At 52.7% G+C, this 23,575-nt stretch carries 22 protein-coding genes; 10 read left to right on the plus strand and 12 right to left on the minus strand.

The window, feature by feature from the left end; translation table 11 throughout:
- Positions 1–84 precede the first annotated feature (84 nt).
- Positions 85–519, minus strand: a complete 435-nt coding sequence (locus B2U47_RS00950; protein ID WP_296678750.1) for a sulfur globule family protein — start codon at positions 517–519, stop codon at positions 85–87.
- A 190-nt stretch (positions 520–709) separates the two neighbouring features.
- Here B2U47_RS00950 and uvrC point away from each other — a divergent pair, with 190 nt between their 5' ends.
- Entirely contained in the window at positions 710–2,548 is a 1,839-nt protein-coding gene (gene uvrC / locus B2U47_RS00955; protein WP_296678752.1) for an excinuclease ABC subunit UvrC, read from the plus strand.
- Position 2,549: 1 nt separating this feature from the next.
- On the plus strand, positions 2,550–3,101 hold the full coding sequence (gene pgsA, locus B2U47_RS00960; protein ID WP_296678755.1) for a CDP-diacylglycerol--glycerol-3-phosphate 3-phosphatidyltransferase: 552 nt from the start codon (positions 2,550–2,552) through the stop codon (positions 3,099–3,101).
- Positions 3,102–3,154: 53 nt separating this feature from the next.
- Here the strand turns inward: pgsA and B2U47_RS00965 are convergent, their stop codons facing one another.
- The 11 genes from B2U47_RS00965 to B2U47_RS01015 form a co-directional block, all read right to left on the minus strand.
- Positions 3,155–3,745, minus strand: a complete 591-nt coding sequence (locus B2U47_RS00965) for a hypothetical protein (RefSeq protein WP_296678756.1) — start codon at positions 3,743–3,745, stop codon at positions 3,155–3,157.
- 3 nt (positions 3,746–3,748) lie between these two features.
- Positions 3,749–3,880 carry a hypothetical protein gene (locus tag B2U47_RS00970; protein ID WP_296678758.1) on the minus strand — a complete coding sequence of 44 codons (132 nt, stop codon included), beginning with the start codon at positions 3,878–3,880 and terminating at the stop codon, positions 3,749–3,751.
- Between the two features lie 14 nt (positions 3,881–3,894).
- On the minus strand, positions 3,895–4,947 hold the full coding sequence (locus B2U47_RS00975; RefSeq protein WP_296678761.1) for an OmpA family protein: 1,053 nt from the start codon (positions 4,945–4,947) through the stop codon (positions 3,895–3,897).
- 201 nt (positions 4,948–5,148) lie between these two features.
- On the minus strand, positions 5,149–5,571 hold the full coding sequence (locus B2U47_RS00980) for a rhodanese-like domain-containing protein (RefSeq protein WP_296678763.1): 423 nt from the start codon (positions 5,569–5,571) through the stop codon (positions 5,149–5,151).
- Complete coding sequence (locus tag B2U47_RS00985; protein ID WP_296678765.1) at positions 5,564–5,848, minus strand: succinate dehydrogenase assembly factor 2; 285 nt, start codon at positions 5,846–5,848, stop codon at positions 5,564–5,566. Before B2U47_RS00985 ends, B2U47_RS00980 begins: the two co-directional genes overlap by 8 nt.
- Positions 5,841–6,077: a succinate dehydrogenase assembly factor 2 gene (locus B2U47_RS00990; RefSeq protein ID WP_296678767.1), complete on the minus strand. Its 237-nt coding sequence runs from the start codon at positions 6,075–6,077 to the stop codon at positions 5,841–5,843. The genes B2U47_RS00985 and B2U47_RS00990 overlap by 8 nt, the downstream gene beginning before the upstream one ends.
- A 61-nt stretch (positions 6,078–6,138) precedes the next feature.
- Positions 6,139–6,918: a succinate dehydrogenase iron-sulfur subunit gene (locus B2U47_RS00995; RefSeq protein ID WP_296678769.1), complete on the minus strand. Its 780-nt coding sequence runs from the start codon at positions 6,916–6,918 to the stop codon at positions 6,139–6,141.
- An 11-nt stretch (positions 6,919–6,929) separates the two neighbouring features.
- The gene (gene sdhA / locus B2U47_RS01000) at positions 6,930–8,717 is read right to left on the minus strand and encodes a succinate dehydrogenase flavoprotein subunit (RefSeq protein WP_296678771.1); all 1,788 of its coding nucleotides are present in this window, start codon (positions 8,715–8,717) and stop codon (positions 6,930–6,932) included.
- Positions 8,718–8,737: 20 nt separating this feature from the next.
- Entirely contained in the window at positions 8,738–9,118 is a 381-nt protein-coding gene (sdhD, locus tag B2U47_RS01005; protein ID WP_296678773.1) for a succinate dehydrogenase, hydrophobic membrane anchor protein, read from the minus strand.
- 22 nt (positions 9,119–9,140) lie between these two features.
- Entirely contained in the window at positions 9,141–9,518 is a 378-nt protein-coding gene (sdhC, locus tag B2U47_RS01010; RefSeq protein WP_296678775.1) for a succinate dehydrogenase, cytochrome b556 subunit, read from the minus strand.
- A gap of 40 nt (positions 9,519–9,558) precedes the next feature.
- Positions 9,559–10,248 (minus strand): GntR family transcriptional regulator, encoded by a 690-nt coding sequence (locus B2U47_RS01015; protein WP_296678777.1) that lies wholly within the window; start codon positions 10,246–10,248, stop codon positions 9,559–9,561.
- Positions 10,249–10,511: 263 nt separating this feature from the next.
- Between B2U47_RS01015 and B2U47_RS01020 the strand changes: the two genes are divergently transcribed.
- The 8 genes from B2U47_RS01020 to acnB all read left to right on the plus strand — a co-directional run bounded on the left by B2U47_RS01020 (position 10,512) and on the right by acnB (position 23,463).
- The gene (locus B2U47_RS01020) at positions 10,512–13,355 is read left to right on the plus strand and encodes a 2-oxoglutarate dehydrogenase E1 component (RefSeq protein ID WP_296678779.1); all 2,844 of its coding nucleotides are present in this window, start codon (positions 10,512–10,514) and stop codon (positions 13,353–13,355) included.
- 17 nt (positions 13,356–13,372) lie between these two features.
- The gene (zapE, locus tag B2U47_RS01025; protein WP_296678781.1) at positions 13,373–14,491 is read left to right on the plus strand and encodes a cell division protein ZapE; all 1,119 of its coding nucleotides are present in this window, start codon (positions 13,373–13,375) and stop codon (positions 14,489–14,491) included.
- Between the two features lie 166 nt (positions 14,492–14,657).
- Entirely contained in the window at positions 14,658–15,869 is a 1,212-nt protein-coding gene (gene odhB / locus B2U47_RS01030) for a 2-oxoglutarate dehydrogenase complex dihydrolipoyllysine-residue succinyltransferase (RefSeq protein WP_296678783.1), read from the plus strand.
- Between the two features lie 11 nt (positions 15,870–15,880).
- Entirely contained in the window at positions 15,881–17,317 is a 1,437-nt protein-coding gene (lpdA, locus tag B2U47_RS01035; protein WP_296678797.1) for a dihydrolipoyl dehydrogenase, read from the plus strand.
- 107 nt (positions 17,318–17,424) lie between these two features.
- Positions 17,425–18,594 (plus strand): ADP-forming succinate--CoA ligase subunit beta, encoded by a 1,170-nt coding sequence (gene sucC / locus B2U47_RS01040; protein ID WP_296678799.1) that lies wholly within the window; start codon positions 17,425–17,427, stop codon positions 18,592–18,594.
- Positions 18,591–19,466: a succinate--CoA ligase subunit alpha gene (sucD, locus tag B2U47_RS01045; RefSeq protein ID WP_296678801.1), complete on the plus strand. Its 876-nt coding sequence runs from the start codon at positions 18,591–18,593 to the stop codon at positions 19,464–19,466. The genes sucC and sucD overlap by 4 nt, the downstream gene beginning before the upstream one ends.
- Positions 19,467–19,503: 37 nt before the next feature.
- Positions 19,504–20,808, plus strand: a complete 1,305-nt coding sequence (locus B2U47_RS01050) for a citrate synthase (protein ID WP_296678802.1) — start codon at positions 19,504–19,506, stop codon at positions 20,806–20,808.
- Positions 20,809–20,859: 51 nt separating this feature from the next.
- A complete protein-coding gene (gene acnB / locus B2U47_RS01055; RefSeq protein WP_296678804.1) occupies positions 20,860–23,463 on the plus strand; it encodes a bifunctional aconitate hydratase 2/2-methylisocitrate dehydratase in 2,604 nt (867 codons plus the stop codon).
- Positions 23,464–23,575 lie beyond the last annotated feature (112 nt).

The following is a 23,575-nucleotide window of genomic DNA, read 5'->3' on the forward strand; positions in this document are numbered from 1 at the left end:
TCAGGAAGGGGTTGATGAGCTAAACCACAAAAGGCACTCCGAAGAGTGCCTTTGTGTTATCTGTGTGTGCTTTTGTACTGTCGATTACTGGGCAGTAACCGGTGCAGCAGGTGCTTGTGCAGCAGGCATCACTGGAGCGCCGTAGCCTTCTTTGGCGAAGTTGTTGTAGCCGTAACCATTGCCAGCGCCGTTGCCATAACCGTAACCGTTGCCAGCACCGTACCAGTCGCCATTGCCTTTGCCGTTGGCAGCCATGTCAGTGTTCATGTCGCTCTTGCCTTTGCCTTTGAAGTTGATGCTGAATTCAACTTCGCCGTCAGCATTGCCTTTGCCACGCCCCCAGCCGTTGGCATCACCAGCACCGTTGCCGTAGCCTTGACCGTTGGTAGCAGCAGTGGTTGTGCCATTGCCGTAGCCGTTGCCATAACCAGAACCGTTGTCGAAACCGTCGAAGAATTCAGCGGAAGCAGCACCGGACAGAGCGATCAGGGCAGCGAATGCGATAGCTTGTAATTTCATGGGTTAATCTCCTAGCAAATTTGTTTAAACTTCAGTATGTGAATATAATAATATTATAAGATTCTAATGTAAAGAGGAATTCTGCACTTTTTTGCAAATTTGTGCTGACCGGTTTGCTGATTGTGGGGCTCGCGCCTGGAATGCATGGTGTCCTTGTGTAAGTAGCCTCACGCTGTGGCAGAATACCGCCATGCAACCAACCCAGACCACACCATTCGACCCGCAGGATTTCCTTAAAACCGTGCCGCACAAGCCTGGTGTGTACCGGATGCTGAGCGCTACTGGTGAAATTCTTTATGTCGGCAAAGCCAAGGATTTGCGTAACCGACTCGCTAGCTATTTCCGGGGAACCATTGCCAACTCGCGCACCTTTGCGATGGTGCGGCAAATTTGTCAGGTGGAAATTGCCCTAACCAACACCGAGGCAGAAGCCTTGTTGCTGGAAAGCAACCTGATCAAGAAACATTCGCCGCGTTACAATATCCTGCTCAAGGATGGCAAAGGTTATCCCTATATCCACATTTCTACGGAACAGGCATACCCGCGAATCCAGTTTTACCGGGGTTCGCGCAAGATTCCGGGGCAGTTCTTCGGGCCTTATCCCAGCGTAGGCGCAGTGCATCAGGCTTTGCACCTGATGAAAAAACTGTTTCGGGTGCGGCAATGTGAGGATAGTTATTTCGCCAACCGTTCGCGCCCCTGTCTGGAATACCAGATCAGGCGTTGCAGTGGCCCTTGTGTAGGCTTGATCGGCAAGGATGAGTATGCACAAAGCATCCGCCATGCCGTCCAGTTTCTGCAAGGTCGCAGTCAGGATGTGATCAACGAACTGGTGCAGAAAATGGAAGCGGCGGCTGTTACGCTCCAGTTTGAAAAGGCGGCTGAATACCGTGACCTGATTGAAAGTTTGCGGCATATTTCCCAGCAGCAATATGTTAGTGGCAGTAATGGTAATGTGGATGTAGTAGCGATTCATGCGGATTCCGGCATTGCCAGTGTGCAGGTTGTCACAGTACGGAATGGCAATAATCTGGGCAACCACAACTTTTTCCCCAATTTGCCGGATGAGAGTGCCGGTGCAGAGGAAATACTGGCTTATTTCCTTGCCCAGTATTACCTGAATCATGATGTCCCCGGCGAAATTCTGGTGTCAGTACTGCCGGAAGAGACGGAGGTGCTGGAAGAAATGTTGACCCTGAAGCAGGGGCGCAAGGTTGCCATTCGCCAGCCACAAAGGGGTGAGCGCAGCAAATGGGTAGAGCTGGCAGTGCGTAATGCCGAACAGGCGTTGCAGATGCAATTGCTCTCCAAGGCTGGAATGCAACAACGCCTGTTTGCCTTGCAGGAAGCGTTGGGTTTGGCGGACATTCCCGCCCGCATGGAATGTTTTGACATCAGCCACACGCAAGGGGAAGCAACGGTTGCCTCCTGTGTGGTGTTTGATCTGAATGGCCCGGCCAAGTCGGAATATCGGCGTTATAATATCGAGGGTATCCAGCCAGGGGACGATTACGCTGCTATGCATCAGGCATTGACCAGACGGTTTCGTCGGGCAACAGCGAACGAAGGCAAACTCCCTGATATTCTTTTCATCGACGGTGGCAAAGGGCAGGTTGCACAAGCACTTGATGTTCTTGCAGAATTGCAGGTAACAGGAGTGGATGTGGTCGGTGTTGCCAAAGGCGAGGGACGCAAACCGGGGTTGGAAACCCTGATTATTGAGCAAGGGAATGGGCGTCTGGTATTGCCGGAGTATTCCAAAGCCTTGCACCTGATTCAGCAAATACGTGATGAAGCCCACCGTTTCGCCATTACTGGACATCGGGCACGGCGGCGGAAGGCGCGTACCCAATCCCCCCTGGAACAGATCGACGGGCTGGGGGCAAAGCGACGTCAGGTATTGCTCAAACAGTTTGGTGGCTTACGGGCAATCGAACGTGCCAGCGCGGAAGAGCTGGCGAAAGTGCCCGGTATCAGTCAGGAACTGGCGCGGCGGATTTACGATTTTTTTAACGGGGAAGAGAATTGATATGGTGTTCAACCTGCCGCTGATGCTGACGTGGTTACGGATTGTGTTCATTCCATTGCTGGTGTACCTGTTTTATCTGGATGAGCCTTGGGCTCCACTGGCTGCTGCAACCGTGTTCGGCATTGCAGGTCTGACAGACTGGGCGGATGGCTATCTGGCACGTTTGTGGCAACAGGAGTCCCGTTTTGGGGCTTTCCTTGACCCGGTAGCTGATAAGCTGATTGTGGCAGTTGCCCTGATTCTGCTGGTGGAACGCGAAGCCCATGTGTGGATGACCTTGGCGGCAGTCGTCATTATTGGGCGAGAAATCACCATTTCTGCCTTGCGTGAATGGATGGCGGAAGTCGGGGCGCGAGGCAAGGTGGCGGTGGCTTTTATCGGCAAGCTCAAGACGACGGCGCAGATCGTTGCCCTGATCTTCTTGTTGTATAATCAGGACTTGTTTGGTTTGCCCTTGCGGGAATGGGGTTTGGTTGCTCTGGCAGTGGCTACCTTGTTGACGGTCGTTTCTATGCTGCAATACCTGCGCAGCGCTTTTTCTGCCATACCCTGACATGAAAAAGCCCTTTGCCGCAAAGCAAAGGGCTGGTACAGCGAGGGATGGTTTTATTGCTGTCCGTTGATCAACAGGTTTTGGTATTCCTGCAAACGTGCCCATTCACCCTTGGCAGCAAGCTCTGCCTGATAAGGCCAGCTATTCGGGTCGTGCATTCTGAACTGACTTCCGGCTGCTTCCAGCAAGGGTTTGATCGCATCCGGTGTCATGGCTGCCAACTGCTCAAAGTTTTGGATACCGGCAGTATTCAATACCTGTTCGATTTTGGGACCGATACCTTCCAGCTTTTTCAGGTCATCCTTGCGACCCCCACCAATTCCGGCAATGCTGGCAGCTACACTGGTAGCAGTGGCAGCAGCATCAGATACCGCTGTTGTCGCACTACGGGGAATTTCCGAGGTACGTGGGCGTGCCGGAACATCATTACCACTGGTGCGCAGCAGGCTGTTGATGTCGGCGGTGTAGCCGCCCTCCCGTGGTATGGGGCGATTTTTGTAACCGTAATCAGCGGAAGTATCAACGGTGCAGCACAAGCCCATCTTGCGTAGCAGCCAGCACAACAACATGCCCAGCAGGAAAGCCAGTAATAACAGGATGATGATTTCCATGCTGGCAGTACCAAACGTGTAAGTTGGATTCATCGTTTAGTCCTCCCGAGCGGATTTGTTGCGGAAATAGCAAAACAGAAAACCTAGCAGAAACGCAACTGCCAGCATGATGATGACATCCAGACTGGCGCTGGTCATGTCGTAACGGCTTGTAATGTCTTTGAACATGGTTACAACTCCAATCAGTTTTTCACAGGGTTAATTTCAACCCGGCGGTTTTTCTTGCGGCCTTCTTCGGTGTTGTTGTCTGCCACCGGCTTGTCTGCCCCTTCGGAGGATGCCTTGATGCGGTCTTTGGGTGCGCCCAGATCAACCAGCATTTTCTGGAGCATTTCAGCCCGCTTTTTACCAAGTTCCTTATTCTTGTCAGGTTTGCCCTTGTTGTCGGTATGCCCGACGATAGTAACAGTGGCAGAACTGTTGTCTTTCAGGAATTTGGCAACTTTCTCGAAGTAGGCCTTGGTGTCATCCGCCAGTTGTGGATTGGCTGAACCGGTTGGGAAATGCAGGCTGGCAGGGCCAATGTTACTACCATTGGCAGATGGGGCAGCTTCCATTGTGATTTTGTCCGCATCTGCTTTGGCTTTTTCAGCAGCCGCTTTATCAGCGTCAGCTTTGGCCTGTTCGGCAGCAGCCTTGTCTGCATCTGCTTTGGCTTTTTCAGCAGCCGCTTTATCAGCGTCAGCCTTGGCCTGTTCAGCAGCCGCTTTATCAGCGTCAGCCTTAGCTTGATCTGCTGTGGCTGAGCCGTTTTCGTCAGGATCAAGGTAGCTGGCAATCTTGTTGCCATTGGCATCTGCTGCATCATCTACTTTGCCGTCACCATTGGGGTCAGGATTTTCAGCTTTGGTCAGGACACCATCACCATCGTCATCATCATCGAGTGCGTCGATTTTGCCGTCACCATCCGTGTCTTGTGGTGTACGTGCGATTTCAACTGCATCGGGAATCCCATCCCCATCAGAGTCTTTTTTGGTTGGATCAAGGCCAAGCGTTTTTTCTTTTGCATCAGGAATCCCATCCCCATCAGCATCCATTTCCGGGACAGGTGCTGCTTTATCCTTGTTTGCATCTTGTCCAGACATTGCTAAACCAGCGTTGGCAGCACCTGCTGCAACCTGTGTGACCGCTTTGTCTGCTTCGCAGAACCCTTTGACTTTGCAGGTGTACCACCACCAGCTACCGACACCCCAGATGCCAGCTAGCAGTAATACAATTAATGATTTCAGTTTCATGCAGGGGAAACTCCTTTGGTTAGGGATTGTGAGAGTTACTGAAGCATACATTTGTTTATAGTATGCGATACATTGAATTACAACCAGAGAAGATGGCAGAAAAAATAGAACGAAAGGCATAAACACAACGATGATTGTGTTTATAAATCATGGTGATATTTATTATTTTTACTTTATTTAAGAGGGCGTTGCAAGTACCGGTCAGCACTGTTCCCACGGTAGTCCATGAAAGCGCCAACCGCCCAGTGTTCCCCGGTGGTGATTCTCGTCACGTTCACCCTCAAAACCTTCGTCTACATGCATGACGCGCTGGAATCCGGCATCCAGCAAAGCCCCCGCTGCTTCGTGTGAACGCTTGCCACTGCGACAAATCAGTACGACGGCAGTATCCTGTTTTGGGTTGCCATCCTTGAAACGCTTTTCTACCAGATTCTGGACTTCCGGCACAAAATTGGGGTTTACATCCCAGTCGGGTTCATCAATCCAGGCAATGTGCACGGAACCGACCGGATGCCCGACAAACAGGTATTCCATGGCAGAACGAATATCAACCAGAACGCTACGCGGGGTTTCCTGCAACAGGGCATAAGCCTGCTTGGGGGAGAGGTTTTGTACCTCAGACATGGTTGTTGTCTCCACTGCTGTTGTCATCATGTGCACGTATTTTGGCAATGATAGCGCAAATCCCGGCGTCACGTGATTCCCGATTGCCGATTAACCAGTCGAGAATTTCCTGATCCTTGGCTTTCAGCAGACGCTCGAAGGCAAACTGTTCCCCCATGTCCAGATCAGCAAAACAGTCATGCAGGAAATTACCTAAGGGACGATCCAGTACTTGCAGGGTTCGGCGACAAGCCCAGCGTAAACGTACCATGCGTTCAGCATGGAACGCTTCAGTCATGGGCGTGCCTCAGTTTTTCGATCAGGTCAGTGTACATGGTTGGTACGGGATCTAATCCAAGTATCATGCCAAACAGCAAGGGATCCTGCATGTCGAGCAATTCATCAAGCTGCTGGATTTCGTCCGGGGTAGCTGCGGGGTAGTGAGCTTCCAGGTAATGCTGAAAAATCACGTCAAGTTCTTTCATGCCGCGCCGACAGCGCATTTTCAAACGGGAAAGTTCGCTCATGGTGCCATCCTTTATTATTTCTTGTCCCCCGCTCCCCTTGAGGGAGAGGGGGCTAGGGGTCTCACCGCCGTTCGATCATCTTTTTCTTCAGTTCGCCAATGGCCTTGGCTGGGTTCAGACCTTTCGGGCAGGTATTGGTACAGTTCATGATGGTATGGCAACGGTACAGGCGGAACGGATCTTCAAGGTTGTCGAGACGTTCACCGGTTGCTTCATCACGACTGTCCACCACCCAACGGTAGGCTTGCAGCAGTACTGCCGGGCCGAGGTAACGGTCACTGTTCCACCAGTAGCTGGGGCAGGAGGTGGAACAGCTTGCGCACAGGATACACTCGTACAGGCCATCCAGTTTCTTGCGGTCTTCCGGTGATTGCAGGTGCTCACGGTCAGGTGGAGCAGGTGTCCGGGTTTGCATCCACGGCTTGATGGAAGCATATTGCGCATAGAAATGGGTCAGGTCAGGAACCAGGTCTTTCACCACGGACATGTGTGGTAATGGGCTGATCTGGAGATCGCCATCAAACGCACCAATCGCCTTGATACAAGCCAGCGTGTTGGTTCCACCGATATTCATCGAGCAGGAACCACAAATCCCTTCACGGCAGGAACGGCGGAAGGTCAGGGATGGGTCAATCTCGTTCTTGATCTTCAACAGCGCATCTAGCACCATCGGCCCGCACTTGTCGAGGTCGATTTGGTAGGTATCCCAGCGAGGGTTCTGCCCGCTATCCGGGTCGTAACGGTAGATGCGGAAGTTTTTCACTCGGGTCGCACCGGCAGGCGCAGGCCAGGTTTTGCCTTCCTTGATCACAGAGTTGGCAGGTAACTTGAATTCAGCCATGACACTTCCCCTTAGTAAACCCGTTTTTTCGGTGCGATGTATTCAACTTCATCCGTCAGCGTGTAGGTGTGGACGGGGCGGTAGTCGATCTTGACTTTGCCGGATTCATCTACCCAGGCGACAGAGTGCTTCATCCAAGTGTCGTCATCACGATCCGGGAAGTCTTCACGGGCATGTGCGCCACGGCTTTCTTCACGGTTGAGGGCGCAGTTGATGGAGACCTGGGCGCAATCCAGCAGGTTCGCCAACTCAAAGGTTTCCATCAGGTCAGAGTTCCACACCAGGCTGCGGTCAGAAACGTTGACATCATTGAAGCTGGTATAAATGTCATTCATTTTCGCCACACCTTCCTGCATGGAGTCACCCGTGCGGAATACGGCAGCGTGTTTCTGCATGGTGCGCTGCATATTGTCGCGGATTTGTGCAGTTGTCAGCTTGCCGTTAGCCTGATGGATGCGTTTGAAACGATCCATTGCTTTTTGTACGCCTGATTCTGGCAGGTTGTGTTGTACTGCCCCCGGTGTCAGGGTTTCGGCACAACGGTTAGCGGCAGCACGCCCGAACACTACGATGTCGAGCAGCGAGTTGGAGCCAAGGCGGTTGGCACCGTGGACGGATACGCAAGCACATTCGCCAATGGCCATCAGACCGGGAACCACGCTGTCAGGGTTCCCATCCTTTAGGGTGACAACTTCGCCATGATAGTTGGTAGGGATGCCACCCATGTTGTAATGCACGGTTGGCAGTACTGGAATCGGTTCTTTGGTTACGTCCACACCGGCGAAGATTTTTGCACTTTCGGCGATACCTGGCAGGCGTTCGTGGATAACTTCCGCACCCAGATGTTCCAGATGGATATGGATATGGTCTTTCTGCGGACCAACCCCACGGCCTTCGTTGATTTCCACGGTCATGGCACGGCTTACTACATCACGCGAAGCCAGATCTTTGGCGTTCGGTGCATAACGTTCCATGAAACGCTCGCCCTGTGAATTGGTCAGGTAGCCGCCTTCACCCCGCACGCCTTCGGTAATCAGGCAGCCGGAGCCGTAGATGCCGGTGGGGTGGAACTGGGTAAATTCCATGTCCTGCAAGGGCAGGCCAGCGCGAGCGACCATGCCGTTACCGTCACCAGTACAGGTATGGGCAGAAGTGGCAGAGAAGTAGGCACGACCGTAACCACCGGTTGCCAGCACCACTTGCTGGGCACGGAACAGGCGCAGGATGCCGTTTGCCAAGTCCCATGCCATCACGCCACGGCACACGCCATCTTCGTCCATGATCAGGTCGGTGGCGAAATGCTCGATGAAGAATACCGCATTATGACGCAGTGATTGCTGGTACAGGGTATGCAGGATGGCGTGACCAGTACGGTCAGCCGCAGCGCAAGTACGCTGGGCAATGCCTTTGCCGAATTCGGTGGTCATGCCGCCGAACGGGCGCTGGTAAATACGACCATCTTCGGTGCGAGAGAAGGGTACACCTTGGTGTTCCAGTTCGATAACTGCCGGGATGGCTTCGCGGCACATGTATTCGATGGCATCTTGGTCGCCCAGCCAGTCGGAACCTTTTACGGTGTCATACATGTGCCATTGCCATTTGTCCGGCCCCATGTTGCCAAGTGCGGCAGACATACCACCCTGTGCCGCCACGGTATGGCTGCGAGTTGGGAAGACTTTGGTGATACAGGCTGTGGACAAGCCTTTTACCGCCATCCCGAAAGTGGCACGCAAACCCGCGCCGCCCGCACCTACCACTACAACGTCATAGGTATGGTGTTCAATCTTGTATTCGGTCATTGTGTCTTAAGCTCCCTTAATCAGCCCGCAAATGCAACACGTAAAACACTCAGAATGCTGCTGGTTCCCAGCAAGACCAGTACCAGTTTCATGGCGACCAGCGCTGTTACCTTCACGCCATCATGATGGATATAGTCTTCGATAACCACAGTCAGCCCCTGGCTGGCGTGGAAGAAAGCGGTGAACACAAACAGGGTCAGCATGGTGGTGGTGAAAGGTTTGGCAAACCAAGCGGCAACCGTGGCGTAATCAGCACCCACGTGGGAAGCGACGGCAAAGGCAACCCACAGGGTCAATGGAACGAGTGCCACCGCAGTCATGCGCTGCATCCACCAGTGTTTCACGCCGTCACTGGTACTGCCTAGGCCACTGGCCCGTTTGAAAGGCGTCAACAAACTCATCAGCAAAACTCCTCAACAGGCTTCAGGCAACAATCCACAGCAGGACAGTCAGAACAAACGATGCACCTACCACAATCTTGCCGCTTAGGTAGACGGTAGGTAGGTCAAAACCGAAACCGGTATCCCACATCAGGTGGCGGATACCGTTGGACAGGTGATAGAACAGCGCCCATGTCCAGCCAAATAACACTACTTTGCCTAAAAAAGAGCCAAGAATGGCATTGGCAGCGTTGAAGGTTTCAACCCCTCCGGCAAGTGCAGACAGCCAGTACGTAACCAGCAGCGTACCCACTGCCAGCACGATACCTGTGCCACGATGCAGGATGGATAGCACCGAAGTGATTTGCGGTTTGTAAATTTGCAAATGCGGCGACATTGGTCGGTTTTGCGTGTTCTTCATGGATATTCCCCGTTGGTACAAATTCTGCGTAACACTGCTCTCAAACTTCGGATGGTGACACTTTATCCAGCATCTTGCAGGCATAATCCCGTGATGCCCTGATATGATGACGCATCAGGGTTTCTGCCATTTCCCCGTCACGTCGCTCAATAGCCGCCACAATCAGGTTGTGTTCCTGAAATGCCTGTTCACTGCGGTTGAAGCTGGCCTTGAGACGGAAGCGGTAAAACCGCACTAGGTCGTACAAGTCCTGGCACAACATGCGGATCAGGCGCGAATTCTTGCTTCCCTGGATGATGGAAAAGTGAAAATCGAGATCAACATCTTGCTGGGAATAGTTATGGTGTTGATCAATTTCCGCTTTATGCCGTTCCAAGATACGTCGCAGCCGCGCCACTTCATCCTCTGCCATGTTCTCTGCTGCCAACCGTGCAGCCATGCCTTCCATCGCTTCGCGTATCTGGTAAATTTCCATCAACTGCGAAGTCGAGAATCCGATGATGCGTGCACCAATATTGGGCTTGCGCGTCACCAGATTGCAATTTTCCAGTTTGCCAATCGCCTCCCGCAATGAACCCCGGCTTACGCCATAGGCTGTGGCTAGTTCGGGTTCACTAATTTTTTTGCCAGCCGGGAGTTCCCCTTCCAGGATGGCACGGCGCAGATCAAGGAAAAGCTTGTCTGCAATCGTAACCGGCTCCTGTAACTTACATGCCGTTGCAAATGCCATGGTGCTCCTCATATTTTGTCGACATATTGTCTGTTATGTTGACAATAATACCCTGAAACAGCGTTTTTTCAAGCGAAACATCCTGACATTGTTGACACTTTCAAGTTATAATGTCGACATCATAACGAGAAAGTGACAGTGTATGACTTGAAAAACAGCCTTGCATTGCAGCATTTGACATCAAGATGTCGACAATGCACTATTTTGCTGCGATGCGTCAAGTCAGGAGTGTTTGATATTTACCATCAAAGTAGGTTGAAAAGATGAATAAAGGTGAAGGGCAGGCTACGGCCTGGAATGCTGATACACAACTCGACGGCAACAGCATTTTATATTTGGAGGAAATGTACGAGCGTTACCTGGAAGAGCCTGCGTCAATTCCAGCGAGCTGGCAGCACTATTTTGATGCATTGCCACAAGTCAACGGGCAGGAACGGGATACCCGCCATTCTTTGGTGCAAGACTATTTCCGAGCCTATGCTGCCAAACCCCAGGCGTTCGCTACTCCATCTGCTGGTGGAGCCGATCTGGAGCATGAGCGCAAACAAGTTAAAGTATTGCAGCTTATCAATGCTTACCGTTTCCTTGGGCACTTCCATGCCAAAACTAACCCACTAGATGAGGCCGCACCCTCTTTCGTCAAAGAGCTGACCCTAGCTCATCACGGGCTTGGTGAGGGAGATCTCAAAACCACTTTTAACACGGGATCACTGGTTGGTCCTGATCAGATGACCTTGCGTGACATCGTAGCGCAACTGGAAGCAACTTACTGTGGACATGTCGGCGTGCAATACATGCACACCACCAGCACCGAGCAGAAACGCTGGGTTCAGCAGCGTCTGGAAAGTATCCGCTCCAAAGCTGAGTTCAGCAAGGAAGAGAAGCTCGAAATCCTCGACCGTCTCACGGCTGCCGAAGGTCTGGAACGTTACCTGCATACCAATTACGTCGGTCAGAAACGCTTCTCGCTGGAAGGTGGTGAAAGCATGATTCCGATGCTGAACAGCCTGATCCAGCACGCCGGTAGTCTGGGAGCACAGGAAATGGTAATCGGCATGGCACACCGTGGTCGCTTGAACGTGCTGGTCAACGTGCTGGGCAAAGCTCCATCCCTGCTGTTCGGCGAGTTTGAAGGTAAGTATGCCAATGTGGGCGACCGTACTGGTGATGTGAAATACCACATGGGTTTTGCCTCTGACATGATGACACCGGGTGGTCAGTTGCACGTGGCGATGGCATTCAACCCGTCGCATCTGGAAATCGTCGGTCCAGTGGTGGAAGGTGCGGTACGCGCCCGTCAGGATCGCTGGGATGAAGGTTCCGGCAACAAGATCATTCCAGTGGTGTTACACGGTGATGCTGCATTTGCCGGTCAGGGCGTCAACATGGAAATGCTGCAAATGGCAGACACCCGTGGCTACCGCACTTACGGCACGATCCATATCGTCATCAATAACCAGGTTGGTTTCACCACCAGTGCAGCAGCAGATGCACGTTCCACCTATTACTGTACCGATGTCGCCAAAATGGTTGACTCGCCCGTGTTCCACGTCAATGGCGATGACCCTGAAGCTGTGGTGCTGGTGACGAAAATTGCCATGGATTACCGCAACACCTTTAAAAAGGATGTGGTGATTGATCTGGTGTGCTACCGCCGCCACGGTCACAACGAAGCGGATGAGCCTTCCGCTACCCAGCCGGTCATGTACCGCAAAATCCGTTCCCTGCCGACCACCCGTGAACTCTATGCCCGCCAGCTTGCGGCTGAAGGTGTCATCAGTGCAGAAGAAGCGAAGGAACGTGTGCAACGTTGCCGCCAGCAATTGACCGAAGGTGCACCTACCGTACCGCACCTGCTGGACAAGAGCGAAGCGCAGAATCCGCATCCGGTCAACTGGAAACGCTTTGTCGGCGGAACCTGGGACATGCCGGTGGATACCACCATCGACGCCGAGTCCGTCAAAACACTAGGTGAGAAGCTGACCGTCCACCCGGAAGGTTTCAAGCTCAACTCCCGTGTTGCGCGTATTGTCGCAGACCGCAAGAAAATGGCTGCCGGTGAGCAACCGATGGATTGGGGTTTCTGTGAAAATTTGGCTTATGCCACCCTGATTGATGAGGGCTATCCTATTCGCCTGTCGGGTGAAGACTGCGGTCGTGGTACCTTCTTCCATCGCCACGCAGTATTCCACGAGCAGGAAACCGGCGAAACATTCATCCCGCTGCAACACTTGTCTGAGGCGCAACTGCCGTTCGTGGTTATCGACTCGTTGCTGTCCGAAGAAGCGGTATTGGGCTTTGAATACGGTTACGCCACTACCGAAGCCAACACCCTGACTATTTGGGAAGCGCAATTCGGTGACTTTGCCAACTGTGCGCAAGTAGTTATCGACCAGTTCATCAGTTCCGGTGAACAGAAGTGGGGGCGTTTGTGTGGTTTGGTGATGTTGTTGCCGCACGGCTTTGAAGGGCAGGGGCCTGAGCACTCTTCCGCGCGTCTGGAGCGTTACCTGCAACTGTGCGCCCAGGACAACATGCAGGTCTGTGTGCCAAGTACCCCGGCGCAAGCCTTCCACATGCTGCGTCGCCAGATGTTGCGTGACTACCGCACACCACTGATCGTAATGACACCGAAGAGCCTGCTGCGTCACCCGTTGGCTGTCAACAGCATGGAAGACCTCACTGAGCGTGGCTTCCAGAACGTGATTGATGAAATCGACGCAATTGACCCGCAAAAAGTTACTCGCTTGGTCATGTGCAGTGGCAAGGTTTACTACGATTTGCTGGAAAAGCGTCGTGCAGAAAAGCTTGAGCATGTTGCCATTGTGCGTGTAGAGCAACTCTATCCGTTCCCGGAAGCGGACATGAATGCCATGCTTGACCGTTACCCCAATGTTGATGTCAATGTCTGGTGTCAGGAAGAGCCGCTCAATCAGGGCGCATGGCTGAGTATCCAGCCGTCCCTGCGTCAAGTGCTGGGTGGTCTGGCTCGTCTGGATGTGGCAAGCCGTCCGGCGTCTGCTTCACCAGCGGTGGGTAGCCCCAAGGTTCACGCCAAGCAGCAGCAATCATTGGTCAACTCTGCATTGGGAATTATCACGCCATAAACTTGAGGGGAGATATTATGCCGCTTATGAAGCATTATCAGGATGCCATCAGCGAGGGTGTGATCCAGCAAGATCCCGCCCAACTTGAAGGTATCAGGGTGTTGCAGAAAGTTTGGGACGAGTTGCTTACGCCACGAACCAAAACCGTGGCTTCACGCAGCTTGCTCGCTGTATTTTCCAGGCGGAATAACGTTGCCCCTGTCGTTGAACCTGTGCGCGGCGCTTACTTGTGGGGCGGCGTCGGGCGCGGCAAGACGTGGTTGATGGATATGTTCTATTCGCGCATTCCGCTGACTGAAAAGCGGCGGATGCACTACCACCATTTCATGTTCTTCATTCATGAAGAGCTGAAAAAACTCGCGATGCATCGTAATCCTCTGGATATGCTGGTAGCAAACTGCTCTAAGGAAGTACACCTGTTGTGCATCGACGAATTTCACGTCATGGATATTGTCGATGCCATGCTGCTGCACGGTTTGCTGGATGCGATGGGTAGACATGGCATTACCTTGGTGACGACTTCCAATCGCACGCCCGACGATTTGTACCTGAATGGCTTGCAACGTGAACGTTTCTTGCCCGCAATCGCCTGGTTGAAACGGCACACTCATGTGGTCGAGTTGGATAACCACATCGACTACCGCATGTTAAAACACGTCAGCCATGACAGCTTTCTGGAAGATGAAGCTGCCATTTTGGTGGAGCATGAGCTAGAAAAGCATTTTGCCAAATTGGCAAAAGGGCATATCCATGTCGGCAAGGACATCGAGGTGCAAGGACGGATTCTGCCTGCCCATCGGGTGGCAGATAACATTATCTGGTTTGATTTTAATACCTTGTGTGAAACGGCTCGTTCTACACGCGATTACATCGAATTGGCTGAGCGCTTTGAATACATCATGCTTTCTGGTTTACATGTGATGAATGAAGAGCATGAAGAGGCTGCCCGACGTTTTCTCAATCTGATTGACGAGCTATATGATCGTGGTGTGCAGTTCATTTTTCCGACTGCCATCGCCCTGGAGGATCTTTACAAAGGGCAAAAGCTCAAGTTTGAATTTCAGCGTGCATTGAGCCGGTTGAATCAGATGAAGGGTGCTGAGTGTCAGCAGATGAAGTTGGGCGCGGTAGGCTGAAATCCTTAAAATGTCGACAATTTAAGGGATTAATCCTTTAAAACTTCTGCAAACGCGCGTACAATGTCGACAATCAAAGGTTGGATAGTAACTGATGCGTCTGTACGCATATCCATTGTATGCTAGATGGGCGCTTTGCAATAAGTACAAAAGAGGATGTGTATAAATGAGCAGTGAGATTCTGACACCGGTACTGCCGGAGTCCGTCGCCGATGCGACCGTGGTTGCATGGAGCAAAAAGCCCGGTGATGCCGTCAAACAAGACGAAGTACTGGTTGAAATTGAAACCGACAAAGTGGTGCTCGAAGTACCAGCCCCCGCAGATGGCGTATTGATCGAAATCGTGCAAGATGCCGGTGCAACTGTTACCAGCAGCCAGTTGCTGGGTCGCATGGAAGTAGGCGCTGTCGCTGCTGCACCTGCTCCTCAAGTTGCAACTGCCCAGGCTGAAGCACCTGCTGTGCCTGCCGCTGATCCTCAAACTGCTCCCGCCGCCCGCAAGCTGATGGCTGAAAACAACCTTTCTGCTTCTGATGTGGAAGGTTCTGGTAAGCAAGGCCGTATCCTCAAGGAAGATGTGCAAGCTGCTGTTGCTGCCAAACCAGCCGCCGCTCCCGCGCCTGAGGCATCTGCCGCTCCCGCGCCTGCTCCAACAGTTGTGGTTGCCGCTTCCGGCTCCCGCATGGAACAGCGTGTGCCGATGACCCGCCTGCGTGCCCGCATTGCCGAGCGCCTGATGTACGCCAAATCCTCAACTGCGATGCTGACCACTTTCAACGAAGTCGACATGAAGCCGTTGATGGACATGCGCAACGAATACAAAGACGTATTCGAGAAAAAACACAAGGCGAAACTGGGTTTGATGTCCCTGTTCGTCAAGGCAGCCGCTGTCGCGCTGCAACGGTTCCCTGAAATCAATGCCTCCATCGATGGCAATGATATTGTTTACCACGGCTACTGTGACATCGGTATCGCCGTTTCCTCAGATCGCGGTCTGGTGGTTCCTATCCTGCGTAATGTTGAAAACATGGGTCTGGCTGGCATTGAATCCGGCATTGCCGGTTATGCTGCCAAAGCCCGTGAAGGCAAGCTGGATATGAATGACCTGTCCGGCGGAACGTTCACCATAACCAACGGGGGCGTTTTTGGGTCGTTGCTATCAACCCCAATTCTAAACCCTCCTCAAAGCGCGATCCTGGGGATGCACTCGATCCAGAAGCGCCCTGTCGTTGTTAATGACCAGATCGTTATCCGCCCGATGATGTACGTGGCTCTGTCTTACGACCACCGCATTGTTGACGGTCAAGGTGCTGTTACTTTCCTCAAAACCATCAAGGAACTGGTCGAAAACCCGGTTCGCCTGATTTTGGAAGTGTGAGGTAATACAGCATGTCTGATAAATTTGATGTCATCGTCATTGGGGCAGGCCCCGGTGGCTATGTCGCTGCCATCCGCTGCGCCCAGCTCGGTTTGAAAACCGCCTGTGTGGAAGAGTGGATCAACAAGCAGCAAAAACCAGCCCTTGGCGGGACTTGCCTCAACGTAGGCTGCATCCCTTCCAAAGCATTGCTGGAAAGCTCTGAACGTTACGAAGAAATTGCCCATCACAATGCCGATCACGGCATTACGGTTGACGGTTTGCAAATCGACGTGGCGAAGATGATTGGCCGCAAAGATAAAATCGTCCAGCAATTGACTGGCGGCATTGAACAACTGTTCAAGGCAAACGGTATTACCTGGCTGCAAGGCCGTGGCAAGCTGCTGGCTGGCAAACAGGTGCAAGTGACCGGACACGATAGCGCAATTACCACCTATAGCGCGGACAACATCATCGTCGCGGTCGGTTCCACTCCGATTGAACTGCCGATTGCCAAATGGCTGGATACCCGCATTGTGGATTCCGCTGGTGCGCTGGATTGGGAAACCGTTCCTGCCAAACTGGGTGTAATCGGTGCAGGCGTGATTGGTTTGGAACTGGGTAGCGTATGGCGTCGCCTCGGTTCTGAAGTGGTGGTGTTGGAAGCGATGGATGATTTCCTCGCATCTGCTGACCGTGATGTCGCCAAGTCAGCCCAAGCTCAGTTCAAAAAGCAGGGGTTGGACATCCGCCTCAGTTCCAAAGTTGCCAAAGTGGAAGCGACTGATACAGGTGTGGTTGTTACCTATAACGACCCACAAGGCGAGCAGACGCTGACCGTTGACCGCCTGATTGTGGCTGTCGGGCGCAAGTCTAACACTGCTGGCGCGTTTGCGGACGATTGCGGTGTGCAACTGGATGAGCGCGGTCGTGTGGTTGTGGATGGTCATCTACAAACCGCTGTGCCGGGTGTTTACGCCATCGGTGACTGCGTGGTAGGGCCAATGCTGGCACACAAGGCATCGGAGGAAGGCGTGTTGGTTGCTGAGCAGATTGTTGGTCAGAAACCGCACATCAATTACGATGCCATTCCGTGGGTCATTTACACCCACCCTGAAATTGCGTGGGTTGGCAAGACCGAGGCTGAATTGAAAGCCGCAGGTATTGCCTATAATGCAGGTAGCTTCCCGTTTGCCGCCAACGGTCGTGCCAAGGCGATGGATCAGGCTGATGGCTTGGTGAAAGTGCTAGCAGATGCCAAAACTGACCGTATTTTGGGTGTACATTTCGTCGGGCCATTGGCCTCTGAGCTGGTTGGTCAGGCAGTGATTGCCATTGAAGCAGAATGTTCGTCAGAAGATTTGGCACGGATGACCTTTGCACATCCGACTGTTTCCGAAGCGATTCATGAAGCAATGTTGGCAGTTGACGGACGTGCCCTACATGCCGTTGGCAAAAAGCGTAAGTAAAAAAATCATTTCATAAACGCTCAACGCCACGGTCTGCGATGCGCAGATACGTGGCGTTTGTGCGAATATACACCGCGTTTTTGCGGTGAAACCAAAAGGAACGAAGGATGAATCTACACGAATACCAAGCCAAAGCCGTATTCCGCCAATACGGGATGCCTGTCCCTAATGGTACGGTAGCAACAACAGCGGCTGAAGCAGAAGCAGCGGCAGCCTCCTTGAGTACTGTGAAAGTTGTGGTGAAAGCCCAAGTTCACGCCGGTGGTCGCGGTAAAGCCGGTGGTGTGAAACTGGTTAGTACGCCCGCCGAAGCGGCTGAGGTGGCGGGTAATTTGTTGGGCAAAAATCTGGTTACTTACCAGACTGACAAAAATGGTCAGCCGATCAATACCATCCTGATCGAAGAAACCTGCAACATCGCCCGTGAATTGTACCTCGGTGCAGTACTTGACCGTTCCAGCCGTCGCGTGGTCATTATGGCGTCCACCGAAGGTGGCATGGAAATCGAAAAGGTTGCCCACGAAACCCCGGAAAAAATCCTTAAAACCGCGATCGACCCACTGGTTGGTGTCATGCCTTACCAAGGGCGTGAACTGGCGTTCGGTTTGGGTTTGAAAGGCGACCAGATCAAGCAGTTCACCAACCTGCTGAGCGGTCTGGGTAAGTTGTTCAAGGAGCGTGATCTGTCGCTGGTGGAAATCAACCCGCTGGTGGTGACTGCTGAAGGCAACCTGCTGTGTCTGGATGGCAAAGTTAACATTGATAGCAACGCGCTGTACCGTCAGCCTGCCTTGCTGGAAATGCGTGACAAGTCTCAGGAAGATGCGCGTGAAATCGAAGCTTCCGAATGGGATCTGAACTACGTTGCACTCGAAGGCAACATCGGTTGCATGGTTAACGGTGCGGGTTTGGCGATGGCAACGATGGACATCATCAAGCTCTCCGGTGGTCAACCTGCCAACTTCCTCGACGTAGGTGGTACAGCTACCGCAGAACGGGTTGCGGCTGCGTTCAAAATCATCCTCTCTGACAGCAACGTCAAAGGCATTCTGGTCAACATTTTCGGTGGCATCGTGCGCTGCGACCTGATCGCGGAAGGCATCATCAAGGCCGTGCAGGAAGTCAATGTGAGTGTGCCAGTCGTGGTGCGTCTGGAAGGCAACAACGCTGAAAAAGGTCTGGAATTGCTGGATAAAAGTGGTTTGGCAGTTGTTACTGCCAATGATCTGGGCGATGCTGCCCGCAAGGTTGTCGCTGCCGTAGGAGAAGCCGCATGAGCGTATTAGTCAACAAAGACACCAAAGTCATTTGCCAAGGTTTCACTGGCAAGCAAGGCACTTTCCATTCCGAACAAGCGATTGCTTACGGCACAAACATGGTCGGTGGTATCACACCAGGCAAGGGCGGTTCTGAGCATTTGGGTTTGCCGGTGTTCAATACCGTGCGCGAAGCGGTCGAGCAAACGGGAGCGGATGCCAGCGTTATCTACGTTCCCGCGCCATTCTGCAAAGATTCCATCATTGAAGCCGCCTACGCAGGCATCAAGCTGATCGTATGTATTACTGAAGGCATCCCCGCACTGGATATGCTGGAAGCCAAGATCGTGGTCGATAGCCTCGGTGTGCGCCTGATCGGGCCAAACTGCCCCGGCATTATCACACCGGGTGAGTGCAAGATCGGTATCATGCCGGGTCACATTCATCGTCCTGGCAATGTTGGTATTGTGTCCCGTTCCGGCACCTTGACTTACGAAGCGGTCAAGCAAACCGGCGAATGGGGGCAAAGCACCTGTATCGGTATCGGTGGCGACCCGATTCCAGGTACCAACTTCATTGATGCTTTGACCTTGTTCCAAGCTGACCCACAAACTGAAGTGATCCTGATGTGTGGTGAAATTGGCGGCTCAGCGGAAGAAGAAGCAGCGGAATTCATTAAAGCCAACGTGACCAAGCCAGTGGTTTCCTACATCGCAGGCGTTACTGCTCCCAAAGGTAAGCGCATGGGGCACGCTGGTGCGATTATTGCGGGTGGTAAAGGCACAGCGCAGGAAAAGTATGCTGCACTGCAAAACGCGGGCGTGTATACTGTGCAATCTCCAGCCGAGCTGGGTAAAGGTGTCGCTGCTGCTTTCGCTGCCCTCAAGGGATAAAACTTCTTCTTATTGATTTTTGCTTTGGAGTGCCCTCATGACCAAACAGACCGTTACGCTGACGGATAATGCTACTGGCAAACAAATTGAGCTGGATGTCTTGCATCCTTCAGTAGGGCCACAGTGCATCGACATCCGCAAGTTGCACAAGGAGCTGGGTTATTTCACCTATGACCCCGGTTTCATGTCAACAGCCAGTTGCTCCAGCCAGATTACGTATCTGGATGGGGATGAGGGCACATTGCTCTATCGCGGCTACCCGATAGAGCAATTAGCAGAACACAGTACTTTTCTGGAAGTGTGTTATCTGCTGTTGAATGGAAATTTGCCAAACGCGATGGAACTGGCGGATTTTGAATACATCATCACACGTCATACGCTGCTGCATGATCAGGTGCAAGGTTTCTACCGTGGTTTCCGCCGTGATGCACATCCGATGGCAACGATGGTGGGGGTGGTCGGGGCGCTGTCTGCGTTCTACCACGATGATCTGAATATTCATGACCGCGAGCAACGCAAGCGTTCTGCGCACCGTTTGATTGCGAAAATGCCGACGATTGCGGCATGGAGCTACCGTTATTCGATGGGTTTGCCGTTTAACTACCCGCAAAACCGTTTGAAGTATGCTGAAGATTTCCTGCATTTGATGTTTGCTGTGCCGACTGAGCCTTATGTGGTTGATCCGCTGATGGCGAAAGCGCTCGATGTGATCATGATCTTGCACGCGGATCATGAGCAAAATGCGTCTACGTCTACGGTACGTCTGGCTGGCTCTTCGGAAGCTAACCCGTTTGCGGCAGTTTCAGCAGGGATTGCTTCATTATGGGGGCCTGCGCACGGTGGCGCCAACGAAGCAGTGATCAACATGTTGCGTGAAATCGAGAAGTCTGGTCAGCCGTTGTCGCATTGGATTGCACGGGCAAAAGACAAGAACGACCGTTTCCGTTTGATGGGTTTTGGGCATCGGGTGTATAAAAACTATGACCCACGTGCCAAGATTATCCGTGAGTTGGCGAACCAGATTCTGGATCGTTTGCCACCGGGCAATCCCAATCAGAAGCTGTTCGATATTGCGCGTGAACTGGAACAGGTTGCGTTGAACGATGACTATTTCAAAGCGCGTAATCTGTACCCGAATGTGGATTTCTATTCCGGGGTGATTTTCCTGAGCATGGGAATTCCGGTCAGTATGTTTACGGTCATGTTCGCACTGGCACGTACCATCGGCTGGATTTCGCAGTGGAATGAAATGATGGGTGACGAGGAGTCGCGCATCGGTCGTCCACGCCAGTTGTACATGGGTGCGGAACGCCGCGATTACGTACCAGTGGATAAGAGATAAAGAAACCGGGTTTCTTATAGATTTCATGTTGTTTTGAGGAGATTGATTGTAATGTTGGAAGCGTACCGCAAACACGTTGAAGAACGCGCTGCCCAAGGCGTTCCCCCTAAGCCACTGGATGCCGCGCAAACCGCAGCACTGGTTGAATTGCTGAAAAACCCGCCTGCGGGTGAAGAGGCGTTTCTGGTTGATCTGCTGGAAAACCGCGTACCTGCCGGTGTCGACGAAGCCGCTTATGTGAAAGCCGGTTTCCTCGCAGCAGTTGCCAAGGGCGAAGTGAACTGTGGTCTGGTGAGCCAGGTTCGCGCCGTCGAGGTGCTGGGCATGATGCTGGGTGGTTACAACGTGCAACCGCTGATCGCTGCGCTGGACGTGCCTGCAACGGCTGATGCTGCTGCCACCGCTCTGTCACACACGCTGCTGATGTTTGATGCATTCCACGACGTGGAAGCCAAAGCGAAAGCAGGTAATGCTGCCGCACAGAAAGTCATGGAATCATGGGCTGCTGGTGAGTGGTTTACTTCCAAGCCTGAAGTGGCTGAGAAAATCACTGTTACTGTATTCAAGGTTCCCGGCGAAACCAACACTGACGACTTGTCGCCTGCACCGGATGCATGGTCACGCCCTGACATCCCACTTCATGCCAACGCGATGCTGAAAATGCCGCGTGACGGTATCGAGCCAGAAGTACCGGGTTCGGTTGGTCCGCTGAAGCAAATTGAAGCGGTTAAAGCGAAAGGCTTTCCGGTTGCTTACGTCGGTGACGTGGTAGGTACAGGCTCTTCACGTAAGTCTGCCACCAACTCTGTGCTGTGGTTCTTTGGCGATGATATGCCGGGGATTCCTAACAAGCGTGCGGGTGGTTACTGTTTCGGTAGTAAGATTGCCCCAATCTTCTTCAACACGATGGAAGACGCTGGTGCATTGCCAATCGAGATGGATGTTGCCCAAATGAACATGGGTGACGTGGTTGATGTGTATCCGTATGAAGGCGTTGCCAAGCGTCATGGTACGGATGAAGTTATCTCCACTTTCGGTCTGAAAACCCAGGTGCTGTTGGACGAAGCCCGTGCGGGTGGTCGCATCAACCTGATTATTGGGCGTGGTTTGACGGCGAAAGCGCGTGAATCACTGGGTTTGCCACCCGTTAACCTGTTCCGCTCGCCTGAACAGCCTGCTGATACGGGCAAAGGCTATACACTGGCGCAAAAAATGGTTGGCAAGGCTTGCGGTCTGCCGGGTGTACGCCCTGGTATGTACTGCGAACCGAAAATGACTACGGTGGGTTCACAGGATACTACTGGCCCGATGACCCGTGACGAGCTGAAAGACTTGGCTTGCTTGGGCTTCTCTGCCGATCTGACCATGCAGTCTTTCTGCCATACGGCTGCTTATCCTAAGCCGGTTGACGTGGTAACTCACCACACGCTGCCAGATTTCATCATGACCCGTGGTGGTGTTTCTTTGCGCCCTGGTGATGGTGTTATCCACTCTTGGTTGAACCGTATGTTGTTGCCGGATACTGTGGGTACAGGTGGTGACTCGCATACCCGTTTCCCGATCGGGATTTCCTTCCCGGCGGGTTCTGGTCTGGTAGCGTTTGCTGCTGCGACGGGTGTTATGCCGTTGGATATGCCGGAATCTGTTTTGGTACGTTTCACTGGCAAAATGCAACCAGGCATCACGCTGCGTGACCTCGTTCATGCCATTCCTCACAAAGCGATCCAAATGGGTCTGCTGACGGTTGAAAAGAAAGGCAAGAAGAACGTGTTCAACGGCACAGTGTTGGAAATCGAAGGTTTGGATCACCTGACGGTTGAGCAAGCCTTTGAACTGTCTGACGCTTCTGCGGAACGTTCTGCTGCTGGTTGTACTGTTGCGCTGTCTGAAGCATCGGTTGCTGAATACCTGCGTTCCAACATCGTGATGCTGAAATGGATGTTGTCCGAAGGCTATGGCGACCCGCGCACCATCGAACGTCGTATCGGCAAGATGGAAGAATGGCTGGCGAACCCAAGCCTGATGCGTGCGGATGCGGATGCAGAATACGCAGCCGTGATCGAAATCAATATGGATGAGATCAAAGAACCTATCCTGTGTGCACCGAATGACCCGGATGATGCACACCTGTTGTCTGAAGTAGCTGGCCGCAAAATTGATGAAGTCTTCATCGGTTCTTGCATGACCAACATCGGTCACTTCCGTGCGGCGGGCAAGTTACTGGATGCTGCCAACAAGCAAATCCCAACCCGTATGTGGATTGCCCCACCAACCAAGATGGATGCGGCGCAGTTGAGTGATGAAGGTTACTACAACATCTACGGTCGTGCCGGTGCGCGGATGGAAATGCCGGGCTGTTCACTGTGCATGGGCAACCAAGCACGGATTCAGGAAGGCTCTACGGCAGTTTCTACCTCTACCCGTAACTTCCCGAACCGTCTGGGGACTAATACTGACGTGTTCTTGGCTTCTGCTGAACTCGCGTCTGTGGCAGCGGTTCTGGGTAAATTGCCAACCGTTGCAGAGTACATGGAATATGCCAACAAGCTCAACAGCATGTCGGCTGACATTTACCGTTACCTGAACTTTGACAAGATGGAAAACTACCAGAAGGCTGCGGCGAAAGTTGTGCCGATTCCGGTAGTGGCTGGGTAAAAAGCCATCACCCCTAGCCCCTCTCCCGCGTAGCGGGCGAGGGGAAGCAAGAAGCGCCATTGGTCGAGGTGTTAAGTCTAATGGCGTATTGATCTGGCCCAGCAATCCCGGA

The sequence above is a fragment of the Thiothrix sp. UBA5583 genome (assembly GCA_002425225.1).
In the GTDB taxonomy this organism is placed as follows: domain Bacteria; phylum Pseudomonadota; class Gammaproteobacteria; order Thiotrichales; family Thiotrichaceae; genus Thiothrix; species Thiothrix moscowensis.

Bases quoted from the DNA above. Each gene is read 5' to 3' on its own strand.
- B2U47_RS00980 (WP_296678763.1), bottom strand. From the start codon at position 5,571: ATGTCTGAGGTACAAAACCTCTCCCCCAAGCAGGCTTATGCCCTGTTG.
- B2U47_RS01050 (WP_296678802.1), top strand. From the start codon at position 19,504: ATGACCAAACAGACCGTTACGCTGACGGATAATGCTACTGGCAAACAA.
- sucD (WP_296678801.1), top strand. From the start codon at position 18,591: ATGAGCGTATTAGTCAACAAAGACACCAAAGTCATTTGCCAAGGTTTC.
- sucC (WP_296678799.1), top strand. From the start codon at position 17,425: ATGAATCTACACGAATACCAAGCCAAAGCCGTATTCCGCCAATACGGG.
- zapE (WP_296678781.1), top strand. From the start codon at position 13,373: ATGCCGCTTATGAAGCATTATCAGGATGCCATCAGCGAGGGTGTGATC.
- sdhA (WP_296678771.1), bottom strand. From the start codon at position 8,717: ATGACCGAATACAAGATTGAACACCATACCTATGACGTTGTAGTGGTA.
- sdhD (WP_296678773.1), bottom strand. From the start codon at position 9,118: ATGAGTTTGTTGACGCCTTTCAAACGGGCCAGTGGCCTAGGCAGTACC.
- acnB (WP_296678804.1), top strand. From the start codon at position 20,860: ATGTTGGAAGCGTACCGCAAACACGTTGAAGAACGCGCTGCCCAAGGC.
- B2U47_RS00975 (WP_296678761.1), bottom strand. From the start codon at position 4,947: ATGAAACTGAAATCATTAATTGTATTACTGCTAGCTGGCATCTGGGGT.
- B2U47_RS01015 (WP_296678777.1), bottom strand. From the start codon at position 10,248: ATGGCATTTGCAACGGCATGTAAGTTACAGGAGCCGGTTACGATTGCA.
- B2U47_RS00990 (WP_296678767.1), bottom strand. From the start codon at position 6,077: ATGAGCGAACTTTCCCGTTTGAAAATGCGCTGTCGGCGCGGCATGAAA.
- odhB (WP_296678783.1), top strand. From the start codon at position 14,658: ATGAGCAGTGAGATTCTGACACCGGTACTGCCGGAGTCCGTCGCCGAT.
- B2U47_RS00995 (WP_296678769.1), bottom strand. From the start codon at position 6,918: ATGGCTGAATTCAAGTTACCTGCCAACTCTGTGATCAAGGAAGGCAAA.
- B2U47_RS01020 (WP_296678779.1), top strand. From the start codon at position 10,512: ATGAATAAAGGTGAAGGGCAGGCTACGGCCTGGAATGCTGATACACAA.
- B2U47_RS00970 (WP_296678758.1), bottom strand. From the start codon at position 3,880: ATGTTCAAAGACATTACAAGCCGTTACGACATGACCAGCGCCAGTCTG.
- B2U47_RS00950 (WP_296678750.1), bottom strand. From the start codon at position 519: ATGAAATTACAAGCTATCGCATTCGCTGCCCTGATCGCTCTGTCCGGT.
- lpdA (WP_296678797.1), top strand. From the start codon at position 15,881: ATGTCTGATAAATTTGATGTCATCGTCATTGGGGCAGGCCCCGGTGGC.
- pgsA (WP_296678755.1), top strand. From the start codon at position 2,550: ATGGTGTTCAACCTGCCGCTGATGCTGACGTGGTTACGGATTGTGTTC.
- uvrC (WP_296678752.1), top strand. From the start codon at position 710: ATGCAACCAACCCAGACCACACCATTCGACCCGCAGGATTTCCTTAAA.
- sdhC (WP_296678775.1), bottom strand. From the start codon at position 9,518: ATGAAGAACACGCAAAACCGACCAATGTCGCCGCATTTGCAAATTTAC.
- B2U47_RS00965 (WP_296678756.1), bottom strand. From the start codon at position 3,745: ATGAATCCAACTTACACGTTTGGTACTGCCAGCATGGAAATCATCATC.
- B2U47_RS00985 (WP_296678765.1), bottom strand. From the start codon at position 5,848: ATGACTGAAGCGTTCCATGCTGAACGCATGGTACGTTTACGCTGGGCT.